This window comes from Curtobacterium sp. L3-7 (genome assembly GCF_048756585.1).
GTDB lineage: Bacteria > Actinomycetota > Actinomycetes > Actinomycetales > Microbacteriaceae > Curtobacterium.
This window is the reverse complement of the sequence record NZ_CP151474.1, coordinates 1,421,076-1,437,990: the sequence shown is the minus strand read 5'-3', so window position 1 is coordinate 1,437,990 and position 16,915 is coordinate 1,421,076. Positions and strand designations below refer to the sequence as shown.

Below are 16,915 nucleotides of genomic sequence, written 5' to 3'. Positions count from 1 at the left end.
ATGAGTCCCCCGCACCGTGACGGACCGACCGGTCGTCCGACCGTCAGGCTGGCTTGCTGCTGTACGTGTACTTGTAGTAGTCCGCGAGCCGGAGTCCGGCTGCTGCTTCCTCGTCGACCACGACGGTCGCGTGCTCGTGGAGCTGCAGCGCACTGCCGGGCACGAAGGAGCTGAGCGGCCCCTCGACCGCGGCCGCGATCGCGTCGGCCTTCGCCGACCCCTGCGCCACGAGCACCAGCTGCTGCGCTTCGAGGATCGTGCCGAGCCCCTGCGTCATGCAGTGCGTCGGCACCTGGTCCAGACTGTCGAAGAACCGGGCGTTGGCCTCACGCGTGGACGGCGCCAACGTCTTGATGCGGGTCCGTGACGCGAACGAGGACGTCGGCTCGTTGAAGCCGATGTGCCCGTTCGCCCCGATCCCGAGGATCTGCACGTCGATCCCACCGGCGGCACGGATCGCGGCGTCGTACTCCTTCGCCGCGAACTCGATGTCCGCAGCACGACCGTCCGGCACCCGGACCCGCGACGCGTCGAAGCCCAGCGGCGCCACCACGTCACGCGCGATCACCGACGCGTACGACTCGGGGTGCTCCAGCGGGATCCCGACGTACTCGTCCAGGGCGAACCCGCGTGCTTCGGCGAAGGAGATCTCTCCCGCGTCCACGCGGCGCTGCAGGTCGGTGTAGATGCCCTGGGGGCTGGACCCGGTCGCGAGACCGATGACGGCTGACGGCTTCTTCGCCACGACCGAGGCGATCTTCGCCGCAGCGACGCGACCGACCTCAGCAGGCGTGGGCAGGATGACGATCTCCACGTCGGCGCTCCTCAGCGGTCCGCAAAGCCGCCGAGCATCCCGGAGATGAACCGCTTCTGCAGGAAGAAGTACAGGACCACGATCGGCAGCGCGACGATCACCCCCGCGGCGGACAGCAGCGAGTAGTCGGTCAGGTGGGCGCCCTTGAAGAAGGCGAGGCCGAGCGGTGCGGTCCGGTGGTCCTCGCTCGTGATGAGCACCAGGGGCAGCAGGAACTCGTTCCAGGTCCACATCGTGATGAGGAGCGCCATCGTCATGATCGGGGCGACGGCCGCGGGGACGATGACCTGCCAGAGCAGCCGCACGTCCCGGGCACCGTCGAGCCGGGCAGCCTCGATGACCTCCCCGGGGAAGCTCCGGAACTGGCTGCGCATCCAGAAGATCCCAAACGCCAACGACTGCGCGGTCTGCGGCAGGATCAGGCTCGTGTAGGTGTCGGTCAGCCCGACGCTCCGCAGGTTGAAGTAGAGCGGGATGATGAACGCCTCGGCGGGGAGCATCAGGCCGGCGAGCATCACGAAGAAGAGCACGTTCGAGCCGAAGAAGTCGAGCCGTGCGAACGCGAACCCGGCGAACACCGCCAGGACGGTCGTGAGGACGACGACCGACACCGTGACGAGCACGCTGGAGAGCATGTAGCTCGCGAAGTGTCCCTGGTTCCACGCGGCGCCGAAGTTCCCGAGGTCGATCGACGTCGGCACGCTGAACCCGCCGGAGTTCTGCGCCGACGGGGTGACCGAGGACAGCAGCACCCCGATGAGCGGGATGATCGCGAAGAGCGCGAACAGCGTCAGGATGACGTAGTTCACGGTCTTCTCGCGGACGGAGATCCTCATGCGACGTCCTTCGGCTGGAGACGGCCGATCAGGGCCGTGACGATCATGATGACGACGGTGAGCGAGACGGCGACAGCGGCGGCCGACCCGACCTGCCCGGTCTGGAACGCCCGGTTGTACGCCTCGAACGCGGGCACGGACGTCGAGTTTCCCGGCCCACCGCTCGTCGTGACGTAGACCAGGTCGAACGTCTTCAGTGCGGACACCACCGTGAGGGTGAGCGCGGCGGCGATCTGCCCGCGGAGGGACGGCAGCGTGATCGAGAAGAACTCCCGAGCGGCCCCGGCGCCGTCGATGCGCGCGGCTTCGAACAGGCTCGGGTGGATGTTGCCGACGCCGGACAGGAAGAGCACCAGGCAGAGCCCGACGTTGAGCCAGGTGCCGACGAAGCCGATCGCGGGCAGGGCGGTGTCGTATCCGCCGAGCCAGACCTGCGCGAACTGTCCGAGGCCCACGAGCCGGAGCCCGTCGTTCAACAGGCCGTCGGACGAGTAGATCGAGACCCAGATGGTCGCGACGACGACCGAGGCGATGACCTGCGGGAGGAAGAGCACGGTGCGGAAGAACGACATCCCACGGAGGCCGTTCGCCCGCGAGATCAGCGCGGTCAGGAACAGCGCCACGACCACGGGGATCGCCGCGTAGAACACCATCAGCACGAGCGCGTGCCCGAACGACGCTCGGAGCTGGGCGTCGGTGAAGACGCCCGCGTAGTTCGCGAACCCGGCCCAGGTCGCGGCCGAGAGCCCGTCCCAGTCGTAGAACGAGTACTGGATGCTCTGCAGGAACGGCACCCCGAGGAACACCGCAAACACGACGAACGCGGGGAGGATGTAGAGGTACGCGACGAGGCTCCGCCGCCGCTTCCGGACGGCGCCGGCCGTCCGGCGGGTCCGCCCGCGGCGGGCGCTGCGGTCGGCAGCACCCGCCGTGGTTCCGGTGAACTGGGTCACGGGGGTCCTCGCTACTTCTTCACGAAGCCGGCGTAGTCGTCCTGGAGCGTCTTCGTGTACTGCTCCGGGCTGGCCTTGCCGGCGACCAGGTCCTGCATCGCGGCCGTGATCGTGTCGTAGAACGTCGGGGTGGCGTAGTCGAGGTACGGCGTGATGCTGTTCGACGACGAGATCGACTTGTAGTTGCTCGTGATGTCGCCCGCGATCGTGCCGGATGCCGGGGTGTCGTCGTCCGGGACCACCGTCGGCAGGTTGCCCTTCTGGACGAGGGTCTCGGAGGCCTTCGCGTTCGTGACGAAGTCGATGTACGCGGCGGCCGCGTTCGCGTTCTTCGTCTTCGAGGTGATGGCCCACGCCAGCCCCTCGCCGCCCATCGTGACGGGCTTCGACGCGTCGGGCGGGGTCAGCGCCGTGAAGCCGATGTCGTCCGCCTTCGCCGCGGCCTCGAGCGTCGCCTGGTACCAGGTGCCCGTGATGAGGAACGCTGATTCGCCCTTGCCGAACGCCGCGACGGCGTCGTCGCGCGAGACGCCGTTCGCGCCCTCGGTCACGTAGCCGTCCTTGACCCAGTCGCTGATGGTCTTCGCTGCGGTGACCTCGTCGTCGCCCGTCCAGCTGCCGGACTTGCCGGCGACCAGGTCGTTCACGGCGTCACGCCCGGCGAGAGCGGAGAGCACCAGGCCGTAGAGGTGGATGCCGGGGCTCTTCTCGACGTCGCCGTAGCTCAGCGGGAGCGTGCCTGCGGCCTTGACCTTCTGCATGTCCTCGGTCAGCTCGGCAACGGTCGTGGGCGGCGAGTCGATGCCGGCGTCCTTCAGGACGGCCTTGTTGTAGTACAGCCCGACGAGCTCGCCGGTCTGCGAGACGCCGTAGAGGTCGTCGCCCTGCCAGGTCTTCCCGTCGGAGGAGAACGAGTTGAGCTTGAGCAGGCTCGACGGGTAGGAGTCGTCCCAGCCGTAGAGCTTCGCGTAGTCGTCGACGGGACGGAGGAACCCGGCCTTCACGAAGGCGCCCATGTCCGGGTACCCCTGGTTCGCCTGAACGACGTCCGGCGGGTTGTCCCCGGAGAGCGCGAGCTTGAGCGTCGTCTTCAGGTCGGCGAAGGACCGCGAGACCCGCTTGATCGTGATGTTCGGGTGCGCCTTCTCGAACTCGTCGTTGAGGACCTGCTGCGCGTCGTCGATACCGGTGTCGGTGTTCTGGTCCCAGACGGTCAGCGTCGTCTTCCCCGAACCGACGTCCTTCGACACCGGGCCGAGGCTCTGCGACGCCGCGGGCGCCGCGGATCCGCCGGGGGTGCACGCGGTCAGGCCGAGCGCGACCGCGGCTGCGACGCCGATGAGCATCGTCGTCTTGCTGATGTGCTTCATGGTCATCCAGTTCTGCGAGTGGGTGGATGGTGCTGGGGGGTCAGGCGCCGGTGGGAACGGACGCGTCGAGGAACGACCAGTCACCGGGTGCGGCGGTACGGCGGAGGAAGGCGACGAGTTCGGCCGGGTGCGGGGCGCTCGCGGCGCCACCGAGTCCGGTGACGGCGTATGCGGCACTCGCGGCGGCGAACCGGAGACGGGTGTCGAGGTCCCAGCCGTGGTGCGTGCCGGCCATGAACGAGGCCACGAACACGTCACCGGCGCCGGTCGGATCGACCACGTCGACGGGGATCGTCTCGGCGGTGGCGACGACGCCGTTCGCCGAGTCCACCGCGACGACGCCGTCCCGGCCGCGGGTGACGACGGCGAGCGGGACGCGCTCGGCCAGGACCTTCGCGGCCTCCAGCGCGGTGTCGGTCCTGGTGTAGCGCATCGCCTCGACGTCGTTCGGCACGAAGACGTCGACCTCGGCGAGCCGACCGAGCACCTCGCCGGACCACTCGCCGGTGTGGTCCCACCCGACGCCGCCGACGACCGTGGTCCCCGATGCGCGGAGCGTCGCGACCCACGCCGGCAGCGGACGGGCGATGCCGACGTGCGTGGCGGCAACCCGGCCGATGTCGTCGGGGATCGTCAGGGGCTCGAGCTGCTCCTCGTACGTGATGAAGCTCCGGTCCTCCGGCCCCGTCAGCGCGACGGAGACCGAGCTCTGGTGGCCGGGCACGAGTGCGAGCAGGCTCGTGTCCAGCAGGGGCTCCGCGGTCAGCAGCCCGTGCACGTGCCGCCCGAGGACGTCGTCGCCGAGGCGGCTGAGCACCCGGGTCGGCGCGCCGGCCCGGGCCGCGGCGACCGCGCGGTTCGCGACGCCGCCCGGGGTGACGGCGAACGCGTCTGCGTACACCTCGGCGCCCTGCTCAGGCGCCGTGACACCGGAGAACACCAGGTCACAGAACACGTCGCCGGCGAACAGCAGGGCACCGGGATCGGTGGTCGGGCTCGCCTCGGGCACGGCTTCTCCTCGTCATTGCGGATCATCCCTGCGCAGGTCTGCGCGATTCGGGATTCCGATCCGCTGGTGGTGCTCAAGCCTGCGTGGTTCGTGTTGCGAGGACGTTACCTGATTGCTCCAGATTTGTTAAGTCTGATCTGAATCGACGTTTGCATGATTGATCTTGCGTGATCGTGCGCGATTTCGGATAGGGTGACGGCATGATCCTGCGAGAGCGGCAGAACCGCATCATCAAGGCGCTCCGGCTCGACGGGGCAGCCTCGGTCCAGGAACTGGCCGACGCCCTGTCCGTGAGTCCGGCGACGATCCGCCGCGACCTCGAGATGCTCGACCGCAACGGCGAACTCGTCCGCACCTGGGGCGGTGCCGTCCTCGCACCGCGGCAGACCGCGCAGGACGGCGATGACGGCGAACCCGTCGAGACCCCGTTCGAGGAGGCCGGCGACATCGACCTCAAGCGCCGCATGGCCGCCGCCGCCGCCGCGATGGTCACCGACGGCCAGGTGGTCATCCTCGACATCGGCACGACCACGCCGCAGATCGCCGAGCTCCTCCGCGGGCGCGACATCACCGTCATCACGACGAACCTGGCGGTGTTCGACGTCCTCCGCGACGACGAGGCCGTGCGTCTGGTGCTCCTCGGAGGTGTGGTCCGCCGGAACTACCGCACGCTCGTCGGGTCGCTGGCGGAGGCCGCGCTCGAGCACGTCAGCGCCGACGTCGTCTTCCTGTCGTGCACCGGTGTCCGCGCGAACGGCCACGTCGTCGACAACATGGCCGTCGAGGCCCCGATCAAGCAGTCGATGATCGCCGCCGCCGAGCGCGTCGTCCTGCTCGCATCCGAGACCAAGTTCCCCGGGACGGGGGCGCTCCGCCTCTGTTCCCTCACCGACGTCGACACGCTGATCACGACGACCGGCGCCCCCGACGAAACACTCGCACACAGCCGGAACGCCGGCGGAGAGGTCATCATCACATGAAGCTCTGCATCCTCGGAGGCGGCGGGTTCCGCACGCCGTACGTGTACCAGGCGCTGCTCCGCGACACCGGCTCACCGCGCGTCGACGAGGTCGCGCTGTACGACGTCGACGAGGTCCGGCTGCACGCGATGGTCGCGATCCTGACCGAGCTCGCCGCCGAGTTCCCCGACGCGCCCGTCCTCAAGCCGACGACGGACCTGCACCGCGCCGTCGAGGGCAGCGACTACGTCTTCGCCGCGCTCCGCGTCGGCGGGCTCGAGGGACGTCGCTGCGACGAGCACGTCGCGCTCGACCTGAACGTCCTCGGGCAGGAGACCACCGGTCCCGGCGGGCTGGCATACGCGATCCGCACCGTGCCCGTGATGGTCGAGGCGGCGAAGGTCATCCGCGACCTCGCCCCGAACGCCTACGTGATGAACTTCACGAACCCGGCGGGCATCATCACCGAGGCGATGCAGAGCGTCCTCGGCGACCGCGTCCTCGGCATCTGCGACACCCCGTCCGGGCTCGGCCGTCGCGTCGCCGGCATGCTCGGCCTCGACCACACCCGCGTGAAGATGGACTACGTCGGCCTGAACCACCTCGGCTGGATGCGCCGCGTCATGTACGACGGCCGCGACGTCCTGCCCGAGCTCATGGCGGACGACGACCGACTCGGTGCCATGGAGGAGGGGCACGTCTTCGGCCTCGACTGGATCCGCTCCCTCGGCGCGATCCCGAACGAGTACCTCTTCTACTACTACTTCAACCGGGACGCCGTGCGCTCCATCGTCGGCTCCGGCAAGACCCGTGGGGACTTCCTCGCCGAGAGCCAGTCCGCGTTCTACGACCGGGCGAGCGCCGCGGGGGGCGGCGTCGCCGAGCTCTGGCGGGAGACGGTCGAGCGACGGAGCGCCTCCTACATGGCCGAGGCGAAGGGCGGCACGCAGGACGAGCCGCTCGACCCGAAGGAACGGGAGACCGACCCGTCGCACCAGGGCTACGCGGGCGTCGCCCTCGGTGTGATGGCTGCGATCAGCCGGAACGAGCGCCAGACGATGATCCTCAACGTCCGGAACAACGGCACCATCGCCGGGCTGCCGCGCGACGCCGTCGTCGAGGTCCCGACGATGGTGGATGCCAACGGCGTGCACCCGATGACGACCGACCAGCCCGACCTGCACCAGATCGGGCTGATGTCGCAGGTGAAGGCCGTCGAACGGCACACCATCCAGGCGGCGCTCACCGGGTCGAAGGACGAGGCGCTCAAGGCGTTCGCACTGCACCCGCTCGTCGACAGCGTCTCCGTGGCGCGCGACCTGGTCCGCGGCTACGTGGACCGCATCCCGGAGGTCGCGGCGGTGCTCACGAAGTAACCGCGCGTTCCGGACGCGCGTCCCTTCCGGACTGGAGGCTCGGTGCCAGCTGGCACCGAGCCTCCAGTCCGGTGGTGGGGCGCGCAGCGAGGTGTTCGGTCTATTCGCGGAGGCCAGTGGCAGCGCGGATCGCGGAGCCCAGCAACGATGGGCGTTCCACGGGTTTCGGGAATCTGTTCCACGCCGTCTGCGCATGGGAGCCGATCAACCGATCAGCGAAAGCTCCTCACAGCGGCGATACGCGAACGTAGGTTCAGCCCGTCCTGCTCTCTCGCATCGTCGGCGAGCTTGGCGACCGCGGTGACAGGCTTGCACCGCGACCTCTGGATCGCCCGCTCGCCTGCAGCCTTCAGCAGACTCAGAACCCAGTACAGCTTGTCTGGCACCGTCCCCAATCCACGACGTAGGCGTCTGCTGCCCTCGGTAGCACTGCAGCGCTCCTCCGAAGCTCCCCTAATCCGACCTCGACCACGGCCACGGCTCCGACTCCGACTCGGACTCGGACTCGGACTCGGACTCGGACTCGGACTCGACCGTGTGCGCTCAACGAGCGTCGAATCAAAAGCCTCAGTGTCGGTGTCGCATGCTCGAATAGAACCATGGAGACTGAACTGCGCCGGGCCGTGCTCAGCCGCTTGAATGCCGGCGGCGAGACCCGCTTTGGTCGGCCGTACTTCGTCAGCAGGCTTCGCCGGGAGGTGGGCTGCTCCGAGTCGGAGGTACTGGAAGTGTTGTGGGGCCTAGTGGGCGACGGCTTGGCCTACCTCGATCCGTCAGGTCAAGGCTCGAGCACCGACAACTGGCATTGGAGACTCTCCAGCCGGGGACTACGCGCTGTCGAGGGCGGGTCATGGGAGCCCCAGGACGTCGACGGGTACTTGGCCCGAATACAGCGTGAGATTCCGGACTTGGACCGACTGGTCAAGCTCTACCTAGTAGAGGCTCTTCGGTCCTTTGAGGCTCGAACCTACCTCGCCGCCTCCGTGATGCTGGGAGTTGCCGCCGAACGCGCCTTCCTCGTCATGGCCAATTCGTACGCCGGCTCTAACATCCCTGGGTCAACCAGCATGGCGAAAGAACTCGCGCGACCTCGTAGTAACTACTTTGGCCTTTGGACTGAGTTTCGCAAGCGCATCGAACCCGTCCGGCAAACCCTTCCGGACGGACTCGCGGACCCATTGACGCTCGACGCCGTTGCTGACCTGATCAGGTTGACCCGTAACGAGGTGGGGCACCCTACGGGTCGCATCATTGACGAAGACACCGCGCGTATACACCTGACGATCGCGCCGATGTACCTTCAGAAGATGAGAAAGCTCACCTACCACTTCGCCCAGAACCCGTTGCAGGAAACCGCATGACACACGCAGTCCCCCTGCCGGTGCAGGTTGGATCCAGGCCGCCCGAGGAATGGGACAAGATCGAAGCCCAGCAGCAGCACGAGGACGCTTCGCCGTATCTGATGGACCAGCGACGGCCAGCAATCGCCGATCCAAATCTTCCGTGGAGCGAACTCGGCTTCGAGCCTCGATGGATATCATTCGATTCGGCAGCCTGCGTGGCGGCGCTCCAGCCAAGCATCTTCGCCTCGGAGGGCGCGGACGAGTTTTCGCGATTCCGGCAGGGCGCGAAGCAGAGAGGAGAGGTGGCTTTAGTGATAAGCCCGATCGGCACTTCATCGGGCAACGCATCTCAAGTATTCAACATCTTCGGACCTTTGACAGAGCCCGTCTCGATCGACGAGAGTAACACCACGATCGTCGGAAAGCCGATTGGCAAAGGTGCCAAGATCAAAGCCTCGGACAATCTCGGACACGCCGATGGACAACTAGCCCTCCTTCTCCTCAACCAGAGAGCGTCGCACTCTTGGCACAGCTTGTCACTGCACGGCATGGAGGAACATCACTTCGACGGAATTGAGTACCATTCCCCCGAAGGCACACTTATACCCATACTTGAAACAGACTTGGGCGAACCCGTAGTCGCAGCCTGGGTTCGCCCTGATGTGAGCGAACGAAGATATGTGATACCCCGGTCGGCACCGTGGGCGACAATCCTTCAGTGGCTTGCGGAAGAAGCGCTGCCCGAGTTTGTGCCCGGGGCCTTGCGTCGAGCCAGGAGCCCCCTCGCGGTCGACGAAAACCTCCAAACACTACGGGAGAGAGCCGCAACGGCCGCCCTCACTCAACTCGACTCTGAATACGCTTCGCGCCGGGCCTCGGTTGAGCGAGAAGTTGCCGCCGCCCGTAGCGCCGCAGGTGACATCCGCGAGGGATTGCTGTACGGAACAGGACAGCAGCTTGTCCGCGCTGTACAGGCTGTCCTCGAAACCGCCGGACTCGAAGTTGTGGATCTGGACCGAACACTTGGCGGGACTAAGAATGCCGATTTGCTATGCACTCTAGGCGCGCGCTCTCGGTTGATCGAGGTGAAGTCGGCAACTGGTCGCGCTTCAGAACGGGCCTACCAAGACCTACTACGGCACCTGCGCGAGTGGCCTTCGCTGGATGAAAGTATCCCGGTGGAGGGCGGCGTACTCATCATGAGCGCCCAGTTGCGCACCGCCCCCGCAGAACGCAGCCCTGAGCCATATACACGTCCGGAGTTTTTAGCCGCACAGACAGAGCCCGTCGTGACCGCGCTAAGCCTCCTGAAAGCATGGCTCGACGACGACGCGGCAGCAATAAAGTCAATGTTGTTTAGAATCGAACCGGGTCCGGTAGAGGCGCATGAGGAGTCGAAATCGGTAGACATCGAGCACGCGCCCGAGCCAAGCAGGCCGCCTCGACGTTGGTTCCGTCGAAAATGATGTCGCCCCACAAAGCGCTCGCTTCGACCGACATCGGCGAGAGCTCAGCATGCAGACCAACTGCGAATCTTGAACGCTGAGTCGTGTCCCTCCTCGTCACGGCGCCATTGATCACGTTAGTAGCGGAGTGCACATCCTCGTTCTGTGGATTCGTTCCCTCAGAACGACTGCACCTTCGCCACGAGCTCCTCTTCTCCTCGGATTCACGGCACGCCAGCGTTGTCGGCTGCACGGGACTTCTTGGCGTCGACGCGGCATCCTGACATCACAGCCGCAAGCAGTTCACGTCCGGCCGTTGGCACTGCCGGGCCCTCGAGAGCAAAGAGGAGCCGCGACGTGGTTGCGAGAAACAGGTCACTCACCCGTTGCCTAACGGAGGCACCTTTCGACGCGGGGCAGTCCTCACTGCTCTTGTGTGATCTCGACGTAAACCGGCAGCTTGGACGCGAGGTAGGACTTTATCTTCTCGCTAGTCGTCGACTCGATGGCCGTGAACTCGAATACGTGAGCATCTCTGCGTATGGCCTGCCGGATGGCCTTGGGATCGTCACTGATCGAATTGAGAACCGAGGCAGGGCTGAAGTCGTTGACAACGAAGTCCGGTCTATACGTCAGGAAACCTGAGGTTGTCGTGTTATAACCGGGCAGGACCTGCTTTAGGGCAGGTTCATAGAGCGTCGACCTAGCCTGTCCGGAGGACCAGAATGCAGAAGTATCGTAGGCGGAGGGGTTCCATAGGTCAATCATCGATGCATAACGCGCGGTATCGGCGACGCGAGTGGGCTCCTTCGTCCCTGGCCCACGGAAGGTCTTCAATTCAGAGAGCAGACTTTGAACCTGGGCCTTCTGCGGAATATCGCCACCACCAGCCGCGAGCAGGCTCGCGACGAATGCGTCGCCAAGCGCGCACACACGTAGAGCCCACTCGGACTCGAGCAGCCCTTTCTCACGTGTTCCGAGCGAATCCGGCGCCCAATCTTCGTGGTAGGTCGTAAGACTCATCCACTTATGGGCAACATCAGTCCGTTTCAACGTGCCGATTTCAGCAGGATCATATCCTGCGGTAGAGGACGGAGAAAGGGCAACGAGGGTGATAACGTTCCTTCGAGCCGGCCGCCCGATTCTGTTCTTCGACGCTGTATCCACAGCACGGAAGGAGTTTGGGAAGGTCGCGTCTCCGCCTAGCGCCTGCTTGAGGGCGAGGCGATCAGTCTCGCTGGCCTGGTCGATAGCCGACCAGTAGGAAGCCGGATTTAGCCTGTTGGTGTTCACTCTAATGATGGTTTCCTTCGTTGCCGAGTCAGGAAGACCAAGAGTAGAAAGTGCCATGAGGTCCTCGTGCTGATGCTCGACCGCGTCCTGCAACTGAAGAAGGAATTCGTCGTCGTTGCTCAGCACGATCAAAAGCGTTCCACGCAAAGTGGTGCGAAGCTTGTCCACAAGACGTTCCGCGGCCAATCGAGTCAGTTCTGGGTCTCGCGAATTCTTCATGAACTCGATGTCGGTCATGTCGACCAAGCCTTGCCGGAAGTACGCGCGTTCCGCGTTGTCCGCGAGTAGTACGCGTGCACGAACGCGATCCCTACTCTGAGCGAACGCCTCCGCGTCCGAAACCCAGTCTCGATTGTTTTCGACTTCCTTGAACTCGGTCTTCTCGGTCCCGCTGGCAATTAGCTCGGGGTCTAAAGATTTGCCACCAGAGACCCGGTGCCAGAAGTTGTTTTGGTCCACAACAAGACCCGCTTGCGATGATTTCGTGACTTCGAAGTCCGCAAGAAGCTTTTTCGTCAAGAGAGTTTTGCCCGCGCCCTGCGGTCCAAAGATTCCGAGGATTCGGGATTCTTCCCGAAGTGCGACACCCGTCCACTGCGATTGCAGTTCGTTGGCGATCGGCTCCCACGGGTCGAGGAACACCCGGTAGCCTTCGAAGCTCGCCAAAGCCTCGGCACGATCGGGGAAACGAATGCCTGGGTGCGTCGCTGCCATGAAGTGATGATTGCACATCTTTGCGCGACGCCCCGCCCGCACTCCGCTAGCGGGATCACCTGCGGGGGGCGGTGTTGCGGAACCAGGTGGGAGACCCCTCGCGCTCGCGCGTAGATCAGGGCCCAGCCGCTGCGAAGACACCAGCTCGCCCGTCGGAGGACGCTGGGCCTCAAAGGTGCTTCGCCGCTCGGCGCGGCCCACTGGCGGGCGGAGCTCTTCAGTCGATCGAGCCTTGCGGTCTGAGAGATGATGCCTGCAGCGCTTCAATGGGGGCGCATGAGCGCGCCTTCGCCCTACGAAGCCCTCAGTGACGACAAGCAGTGCCCTTCAGCGGACAACACAACTCAACCCTGTCGGGCTCGCGGTCCATCTGCATGCCCGACCTGGCCGATATCGCTCAATATGGACTCGAACCCGGATCTCACGGATCAGCGGGTAGCTGCATGGGGGAGCTGAGCTCCGCCTCCAGGATTCGAACCCGGACCTAACGGCACCAAAGGCCGTCGTGCTGCCATTACACCAAGGCGGAACGCCCACGGAGGGCCCGTCCATCCTCCCATGACCGGAACGGTGGCCGTGCGCGCGGCGTTCGGCCAAGATGGAGGGATGCCGCATGAGGACGAGGTCGACCGGATCGTCGCGGCGTGGGGACGACAGCGCGACGACCTCGACTTCGCCCCGTTGCAGGTGCTCTCGCGGGTGGACCGGCTCGCCAGGCACCTGGATCGTGCACGCCGGGCGGCGTTCGACGCGAGCGGCATGGAGCCGTGGGAGTTCGACGTGCTGTCGGCACTGCGGCGTGCGGGTGCACCCTACGAGCTGAGCCCGAAGACGCTCCTGCAGCAGACCCTGGTGTCGAGCGGCACGATGACGAACCGGGTGGACCGTCTGACGGCACGCGGGCTCGTGGCACGACGGACCGACCCGAAGGACGGCCGCGGCATCCTGGTGTCGCTGACCGACGCCGGTCGGAGCGCGGTGGACTCGGCGATCGCGGACCTGCTCGGCGCGGAGCGGGACATCCTCGCCGGGGTGTCCGACGACGAGCAGGACCAGCTCGCGGGACTGCTGCGGCGATTGATCCTCGGGCTCGGGGACTAGACCGGACGCACCGGCGGCTCGGGCCACTCGCGGGCGAGCGCGGCCATGACGATCTCGTCGTGGAAGCGACCGTCGTGGAAGGTGGCGTCGCGTCGCACGCCCTCCTGCTGGTACCCCGACCGTGCGTACACGGCTCTGGCGCGTTCGTTGAACGCGTGGACGCGGATCTCGATGCGGTTGAGGCCCATCTCGCGGAACCCGTGGGTCGTGATCAGCCGGACCGCCTCAGTCCCGTAGCCCTGGTCGACGTGCTCGCTCCCGATCATCACGGCGAGGGTGGCGGCACGGACAGGGAGGGTCGCGCCGAAGAGCGTCACGTGGCCGACGAGGATCCCGGACGAGCGGTCGACGACGCTGAAGCCGACGGATCCGCCGCTGCCGTTGCCGCTCCAACTGCGGAACTGCTCGGCGATCGGTTCGGCGGGCCTGGGCCGCACGATGACCTGCTGCAGCACGGCCCACGCCGGGTCCTGCCACCAGCGCACCAGGTCGGGCAGGTCGTCGTCCTCGAGCGCGCGGAGCCGGACCCGGTCCCCCTCGAGCAGCGTCGCTCCGTACCGTCGCGCATCGGCCCCGTTCCACGTCATGCCTCGACTCTGCCAGAGCGAACGATCGTCCGGACCGGCGAGCGCCGGCGTCACGACCAATCGGCGCCGCGACTACGCTGCGGCGCATGCACGCCATCACCCTCGCCGTCGCCGACCTCGAGCGATCGGCCGCGTTCTACACCGCGCTCTTCGGCTCCGAGGGCAGCGGCATCATCGGCACCGAGTACGCCCCGACCGACACCGTCGCGGGTGGTGCGACGGCGATGTTCACGCTCGACGACGGGCTGATCGTGTCCGTCTACGGCCGGGACGACATGCGGAAGGACTCGAGCGTGGAACTCGGGACCGACCCGAGCGCCACGATCGGGCACTTCGTGGAGTCTCGCGCCGACGCGGACGCGTTCCTCGAGCGGGCACGGGCGGCCGGCGCGACGATGCTCGAGCCGCCGTACACACGCCCGTGGGGCATGTACTCCGGCTTCTTCCAGGACCCGGACGGGCACCTGTGGGAGGTCGTCGCGAACCCGGGCATGGGCGCGCCGTCCGACGCCACGCCCGGGTGACGGGGCGCGAACCCGGAGCGCCACGCCCGAGTACCGGGGCGCGGACCCGGAGCGCTACACCCCGAGCTGCTCGGCGACCTCGAGCCAGCGCTCCTCGAGCTGCTCGATCTCGGCCTCGAGCGTCGCGAGCTTCGTCTGCAGCTCCCCCAGCCCGGCGTAGTCGGACTGGTCGTGCGCGGCGAACAGGTCGAGCACCGTCTGGCGGTCGGCCCCCGCGCGGGCGATGCGCCGGTCGAGGGCCGACATCTCCTTCTCCGCGGCGCGACGATCAGCGCCGGACAAGCCGGACGAACCCGAAGAACCCGACGCACCCGACGCACTGGACCCGGCCCCGGGAGCAGGCGACGAGCCCGCCCCGGCCGTGTCGGGCCTCCCGGCCGTCGCGGCGGCAGCCGCTGAAGCCGTGGACCCGCCGGTGCCGGATGCGCGAAGCCGCATGTACTCGTCGACGCCGCCCGGCAGGTGGCGGAGGTGCCCGCCGAGCACGGCGTACTGCTGGTCGGTGACCCGCTCGAGGAGGTACCGGTCGTGACTCACGACCAGCAGCGTGCCCGGCCAGGTGTCGAGGAGGTCCTCCATCGCGGCGAGCATGTCGGTGTCGAGGTCGTTGGTGGGCTCGTCGAGGATGAGCACGTTCGGCTCGTCGAGCAGGATGAGCATGAGCTGCAGGCGACGCTTCTGCCCACCGCTGAGGTCGCGGACGGGTGTGGAGAGCTGCTCCGACGTGAAGCCCAGGCGCTCCAGGAGCTGTGACGGCGTCATCTCCTTGCCGTCGGCGACGTAGCTGGTCTTCTTGCGGGCGACGACCTCGCGGACGCGGTCGTCCGCGTACTGCTGCAGGTCCGCGAGCTGCTGGTCGAGGACCGCGACCTGCACGGTCTTGCCCGTCTTCACCCGCCCGCTGGTGGGTTGGATGCGCCCCGAGACCAGGCCGAGGAGCGTCGACTTGCCGGCGCCGTTCGGTCCGAGGATGCCCGTCCGCTCCCCCGGTGCGATGCGCCACTCGATGCTCCGGATCGTGGGCTCCGGCGCGCCGGGGAAGGTCACGCCGGCATCGACCAGGTCGACGACGTCCTTGCCGAGGCGCGCGGTGGCCATCTGCGACAGGGCGACGGTGTCGCGGATCGGCGGGACGTCGTCGATGAGGGCGTTCGCCGCGTCGATGCGGAACTTCGGCTTGCTCGTCCGGGCGGGGGCGCCGCGGCGGAGCCACGCGAGCTCCTTGCGCGCCAGGTTCTGGCGGCGCTGCTCGCTCGCGGCGGCCTGCCGGTCGCGCTCGACGCGCTGCAGGATGTAGGCCGCGTAGCCGCCCTCGAAGGGTTCGACGATGCCGTCGTGGACCTCCCACGTGTCGGTCGACACGGCGTCGAGGAACCACCGGTCGTGCGTCACGACGACGAGTCCGCCCTGGCTCGGCGACCAGCGCCGGTTGATGTGCTCGGCGAGCCACTGGATGCCCTCGACGTCGAGGTGGTTCGTGGGCTCGTCGAGGAACAGCACGTCCCAGTCGCCGACGAGCAGGCGCGCGAGGGCGACACGGCGCCGCTGTCCACCGCTGAGGTCGTCGACGGGGATGTCCCACGGGATGTCGGAGACGAGTCCGCCGATGACGTCGCGGATCTTCGGGTCGCCGGCCCACTCGTGCTCCTCGCGGTCGCCGACGACGACGGCGCCGACGGTCTGGCCCTCCGGCAGGGCGTCGCGCTGGTCGAGCACGCCGACCGTCACGCCGCCGCGGTGCGTCACGCGGCCGGTGTCGGGTTCGAGGCGCTTCGCGAGCAGGCTGAGGAGCGTCGACTTGCCGTCGCCGTTCCGGCCGACGACGCCGATGCGGTCACCCTCGTCGATGCCGATGGTGACGCTGTCGAAGACGGTGCGGGTGGGGAACTCGAGATGCAGGTTCTCGGCGCCGAGGAGATGTGCCACGCGTCAAGGGTAGGTGGCGCGGGTGGGTGCGGGCGCCGAGCGACGGGTGCGGGTGCCGACTCGGAACGACAGGATCGCTGTCGTACGACATCGACATCGTCGCAACCGCGCGCCCGCAACTGTTGCACGCGCGTGGGAGCGACAGGATCGTTGTCGTACGACAGCGACTTTGTCGTTCGGGGTCAGTCCGCGAGTGGTGGCGCGGGCGCGCGGGCACCGGACGGGAGGCTCGGGTCAGCTCCCCGGGGTCGGCTCGCCCTCGCCGGCGGCCTCCTTGGCACGCTTCAGGCGCGCCTTCGCCTCCCAGTACTCGATCTCGCGATCGAGGTCCGCGAGTTCCTGCTCGGTGGTGGTCACCCGCCGGTCGCCGTGCGCTGCCCGGGCATGCCCGAGGGAGGCGTACTGGTCCTCGTGGCGGGTGGGCTCGATGTACCGGCCGTGGTTCCGGGCGCCCGGCGCCCAGTCGTGCCCGATCGCGAACCACACGATGCTGCCGACGACGGGGACCAGCACGACGAGGATCACCCACGCGATCTTCGGCAGCCCGCGGATCTGGTCGTCGGTCTTCGTCAGGATGTCGATCAGGGCGAACACCAGCAGGACGATCGTCAGCCCGGGCAACAGCACGCTCATGCCTCGGATTCTATGGAACGCCTTGGAGCCAG

Annotated in this window: 16 protein-coding genes, 1 tRNA gene and 1 pseudogene; 6 read left to right on the top strand and 12 right to left on the bottom strand. The window is 67.1% G+C overall.

Annotation, left to right across the window (positions count from 1 at the left end; all coding sequences use genetic code 11):
• Nucleotides 1–43: 43 nt before the first annotated feature.
• From nagB to AAEP80_RS07085, 5 genes are read right to left on the bottom strand one after another with little or no spacing between them, the layout of a single operon-like run.
• Nucleotides 44–814: a glucosamine-6-phosphate deaminase gene (nagB, locus tag AAEP80_RS07105; protein WP_402728215.1), complete on the bottom strand. Its 771-nt coding sequence runs from the start codon at nt 812–814 to the stop codon at nt 44–46.
• Nucleotides 815–825: 11 nt separating this feature from the next.
• Nucleotides 826–1,650: a carbohydrate ABC transporter permease gene (locus AAEP80_RS07100; protein ID WP_413602708.1), complete on the bottom strand. Its 825-nt coding sequence runs from the start codon at nt 1,648–1,650 to the stop codon at nt 826–828.
• The gene (locus AAEP80_RS07095) at nt 1,647–2,603 is read right to left on the bottom strand and encodes a carbohydrate ABC transporter permease (RefSeq protein ID WP_420366508.1); all 957 of its coding nucleotides are present in this window, start codon (nt 2,601–2,603) and stop codon (nt 1,647–1,649) included. The genes AAEP80_RS07100 and AAEP80_RS07095 overlap by 4 nt, the downstream gene beginning before the upstream one ends.
• An 11-nt stretch (nt 2,604–2,614) precedes the next feature.
• Complete coding sequence (locus AAEP80_RS07090) at nt 2,615–3,979, bottom strand: extracellular solute-binding protein (protein WP_420366507.1); 1,365 nt, start codon at nt 3,977–3,979, stop codon at nt 2,615–2,617.
• Between the two features lie 34 nt (nt 3,980–4,013).
• Entirely contained in the window at nt 4,014–4,982 is a 969-nt protein-coding gene (locus AAEP80_RS07085) for a carbohydrate kinase family protein (RefSeq protein WP_420366506.1), read from the bottom strand.
• Between the two features lie 200 nt (nt 4,983–5,182).
• On the opposite strand from AAEP80_RS07085, the gene AAEP80_RS07080 reads away from it, so the two are divergent.
• Both AAEP80_RS07080 and AAEP80_RS07075 read left to right on the top strand, forming a co-directional pair.
• Entirely contained in the window at nt 5,183–5,962 is a 780-nt protein-coding gene (locus tag AAEP80_RS07080; protein WP_281267003.1) for a DeoR/GlpR family DNA-binding transcription regulator, read from the top strand.
• Complete coding sequence (locus AAEP80_RS07075) at nt 5,959–7,317, top strand: 6-phospho-beta-glucosidase (RefSeq protein WP_420366505.1); 1,359 nt, start codon at nt 5,959–5,961, stop codon at nt 7,315–7,317. Before AAEP80_RS07080 ends, AAEP80_RS07075 begins: the two co-directional genes overlap by 4 nt.
• 212 nt (nt 7,318–7,529) lie before the next feature.
• On the opposite strand, the gene AAEP80_RS07070 is transcribed toward AAEP80_RS07075, so the two are convergent.
• Nucleotides 7,530–7,703 carry a hypothetical protein gene (locus AAEP80_RS07070; RefSeq protein WP_420366504.1) on the bottom strand — a complete coding sequence of 58 codons (174 nt, stop codon included), beginning with the start codon at nt 7,701–7,703 and terminating at the stop codon, nt 7,530–7,532.
• A 213-nt stretch (nt 7,704–7,916) separates the two neighbouring features.
• Here AAEP80_RS07070 and AAEP80_RS07065 point away from each other — a divergent pair, with 213 nt between their 5' ends.
• Complete coding sequence (locus AAEP80_RS07065) at nt 7,917–8,678, top strand: hypothetical protein (protein WP_420366503.1); 762 nt, start codon at nt 7,917–7,919, stop codon at nt 8,676–8,678.
• Nucleotides 8,675–10,126, top strand: a complete 1,452-nt coding sequence (locus tag AAEP80_RS07060) for a hypothetical protein (protein ID WP_420366502.1) — start codon at nt 8,675–8,677, stop codon at nt 10,124–10,126. Before AAEP80_RS07065 ends, AAEP80_RS07060 begins: the two co-directional genes overlap by 4 nt.
• A 402-nt stretch (nt 10,127–10,528) precedes the next feature.
• Here AAEP80_RS07060 and AAEP80_RS07055 read toward each other — a convergent pair whose 3' ends face one another.
• Together AAEP80_RS07055 and AAEP80_RS07050 are read right to left on the bottom strand one after the other, a co-directional pair.
• Complete coding sequence (locus tag AAEP80_RS07055; RefSeq protein ID WP_420366501.1) at nt 10,529–12,112, bottom strand: hypothetical protein; 1,584 nt, start codon at nt 12,110–12,112, stop codon at nt 10,529–10,531.
• Nucleotides 12,113–12,569: 457 nt separating this feature from the next.
• Nucleotides 12,570–12,641, bottom strand: a tRNA-Gln gene (locus AAEP80_RS07050).
• A gap of 77 nt (nt 12,642–12,718) precedes the next feature.
• Here AAEP80_RS07050 and AAEP80_RS07045 point away from each other — a divergent pair.
• On the top strand, nt 12,719–13,213 hold the full coding sequence (locus tag AAEP80_RS07045) for a MarR family winged helix-turn-helix transcriptional regulator (protein ID WP_420366500.1): 495 nt from the start codon (nt 12,719–12,721) through the stop codon (nt 13,211–13,213).
• Here AAEP80_RS07045 and AAEP80_RS07040 read toward each other — a convergent pair.
• Nucleotides 13,210–13,800, bottom strand: coding sequence for a GNAT family N-acetyltransferase (locus tag AAEP80_RS07040; RefSeq protein WP_420366499.1), 591 nt, complete (start codon nt 13,798–13,800; stop codon nt 13,210–13,212). The two genes, AAEP80_RS07045 and AAEP80_RS07040, sit on opposite strands and share 4 nt — an antisense overlap.
• A gap of 86 nt (nt 13,801–13,886) precedes the next feature.
• On the opposite strand from AAEP80_RS07040, the gene AAEP80_RS07035 reads away from it, so the two are divergent.
• A complete protein-coding gene (locus AAEP80_RS07035; protein ID WP_420366498.1) occupies nt 13,887–14,324 on the top strand; it encodes a VOC family protein in 438 nt (145 codons plus the stop codon).
• 54 nt (nt 14,325–14,378) lie between these two features.
• Here the strand turns inward: AAEP80_RS07035 and AAEP80_RS07030 are convergent, their stop codons facing one another.
• The 3 genes and pseudogenes from AAEP80_RS07030 to AAEP80_RS07020 form a co-directional block, all read right to left on the bottom strand.
• On the bottom strand, nt 14,379–15,758 hold the full coding sequence (locus AAEP80_RS07030; protein WP_420366853.1) for an ABC-F family ATP-binding cassette domain-containing protein: 1,380 nt from the start codon (nt 15,756–15,758) through the stop codon (nt 14,379–14,381).
• A 23-nt stretch (nt 15,759–15,781) separates the two neighbouring features.
• A pseudogene (locus AAEP80_RS07025) lies at nt 15,782–16,250 on the bottom strand (ATP-binding cassette domain-containing protein); the annotation flags it as partial.
• 234 nt (nt 16,251–16,484) lie between these two features.
• Nucleotides 16,485–16,883, bottom strand: coding sequence for a PLDc N-terminal domain-containing protein (locus AAEP80_RS07020; protein ID WP_420366497.1), 399 nt, complete (start codon nt 16,881–16,883; stop codon nt 16,485–16,487).
• Nucleotides 16,884–16,915: the final 32 nt, after the last annotated feature.

Bases quoted from the DNA above. Each gene is read 5' to 3' on its own strand.
- AAEP80_RS07055 (WP_420366501.1), bottom strand. From the start codon at position 12,112: ATGGCAGCGACGCACCCAGGCATTCGTTTCCCCGATCGTGCCGAGGCT.
- AAEP80_RS07090 (WP_420366507.1), bottom strand. From the start codon at position 3,979: ATGACCATGAAGCACATCAGCAAGACGACGATGCTCATCGGCGTCGCA.
- AAEP80_RS07020 (WP_420366497.1), bottom strand. From the start codon at position 16,883: ATGAGCGTGCTGTTGCCCGGGCTGACGATCGTCCTGCTGGTGTTCGCC.
- AAEP80_RS07100 (WP_413602708.1), bottom strand. From the start codon at position 1,650: ATGAGGATCTCCGTCCGCGAGAAGACCGTGAACTACGTCATCCTGACG.
- AAEP80_RS07045 (WP_420366500.1), top strand. From the start codon at position 12,719: ATGCCGCATGAGGACGAGGTCGACCGGATCGTCGCGGCGTGGGGACGA.
- AAEP80_RS07075 (WP_420366505.1), top strand. From the start codon at position 5,959: ATGAAGCTCTGCATCCTCGGAGGCGGCGGGTTCCGCACGCCGTACGTG.
- AAEP80_RS07080 (WP_281267003.1), top strand. From the start codon at position 5,183: ATGATCCTGCGAGAGCGGCAGAACCGCATCATCAAGGCGCTCCGGCTC.
- AAEP80_RS07035 (WP_420366498.1), top strand. From the start codon at position 13,887: ATGCACGCCATCACCCTCGCCGTCGCCGACCTCGAGCGATCGGCCGCG.
- AAEP80_RS07040 (WP_420366499.1), bottom strand. From the start codon at position 13,800: ATGACGTGGAACGGGGCCGATGCGCGACGGTACGGAGCGACGCTGCTC.
- AAEP80_RS07065 (WP_420366503.1), top strand. From the start codon at position 7,917: ATGGAGACTGAACTGCGCCGGGCCGTGCTCAGCCGCTTGAATGCCGGC.
- AAEP80_RS07060 (WP_420366502.1), top strand. From the start codon at position 8,675: ATGACACACGCAGTCCCCCTGCCGGTGCAGGTTGGATCCAGGCCGCCC.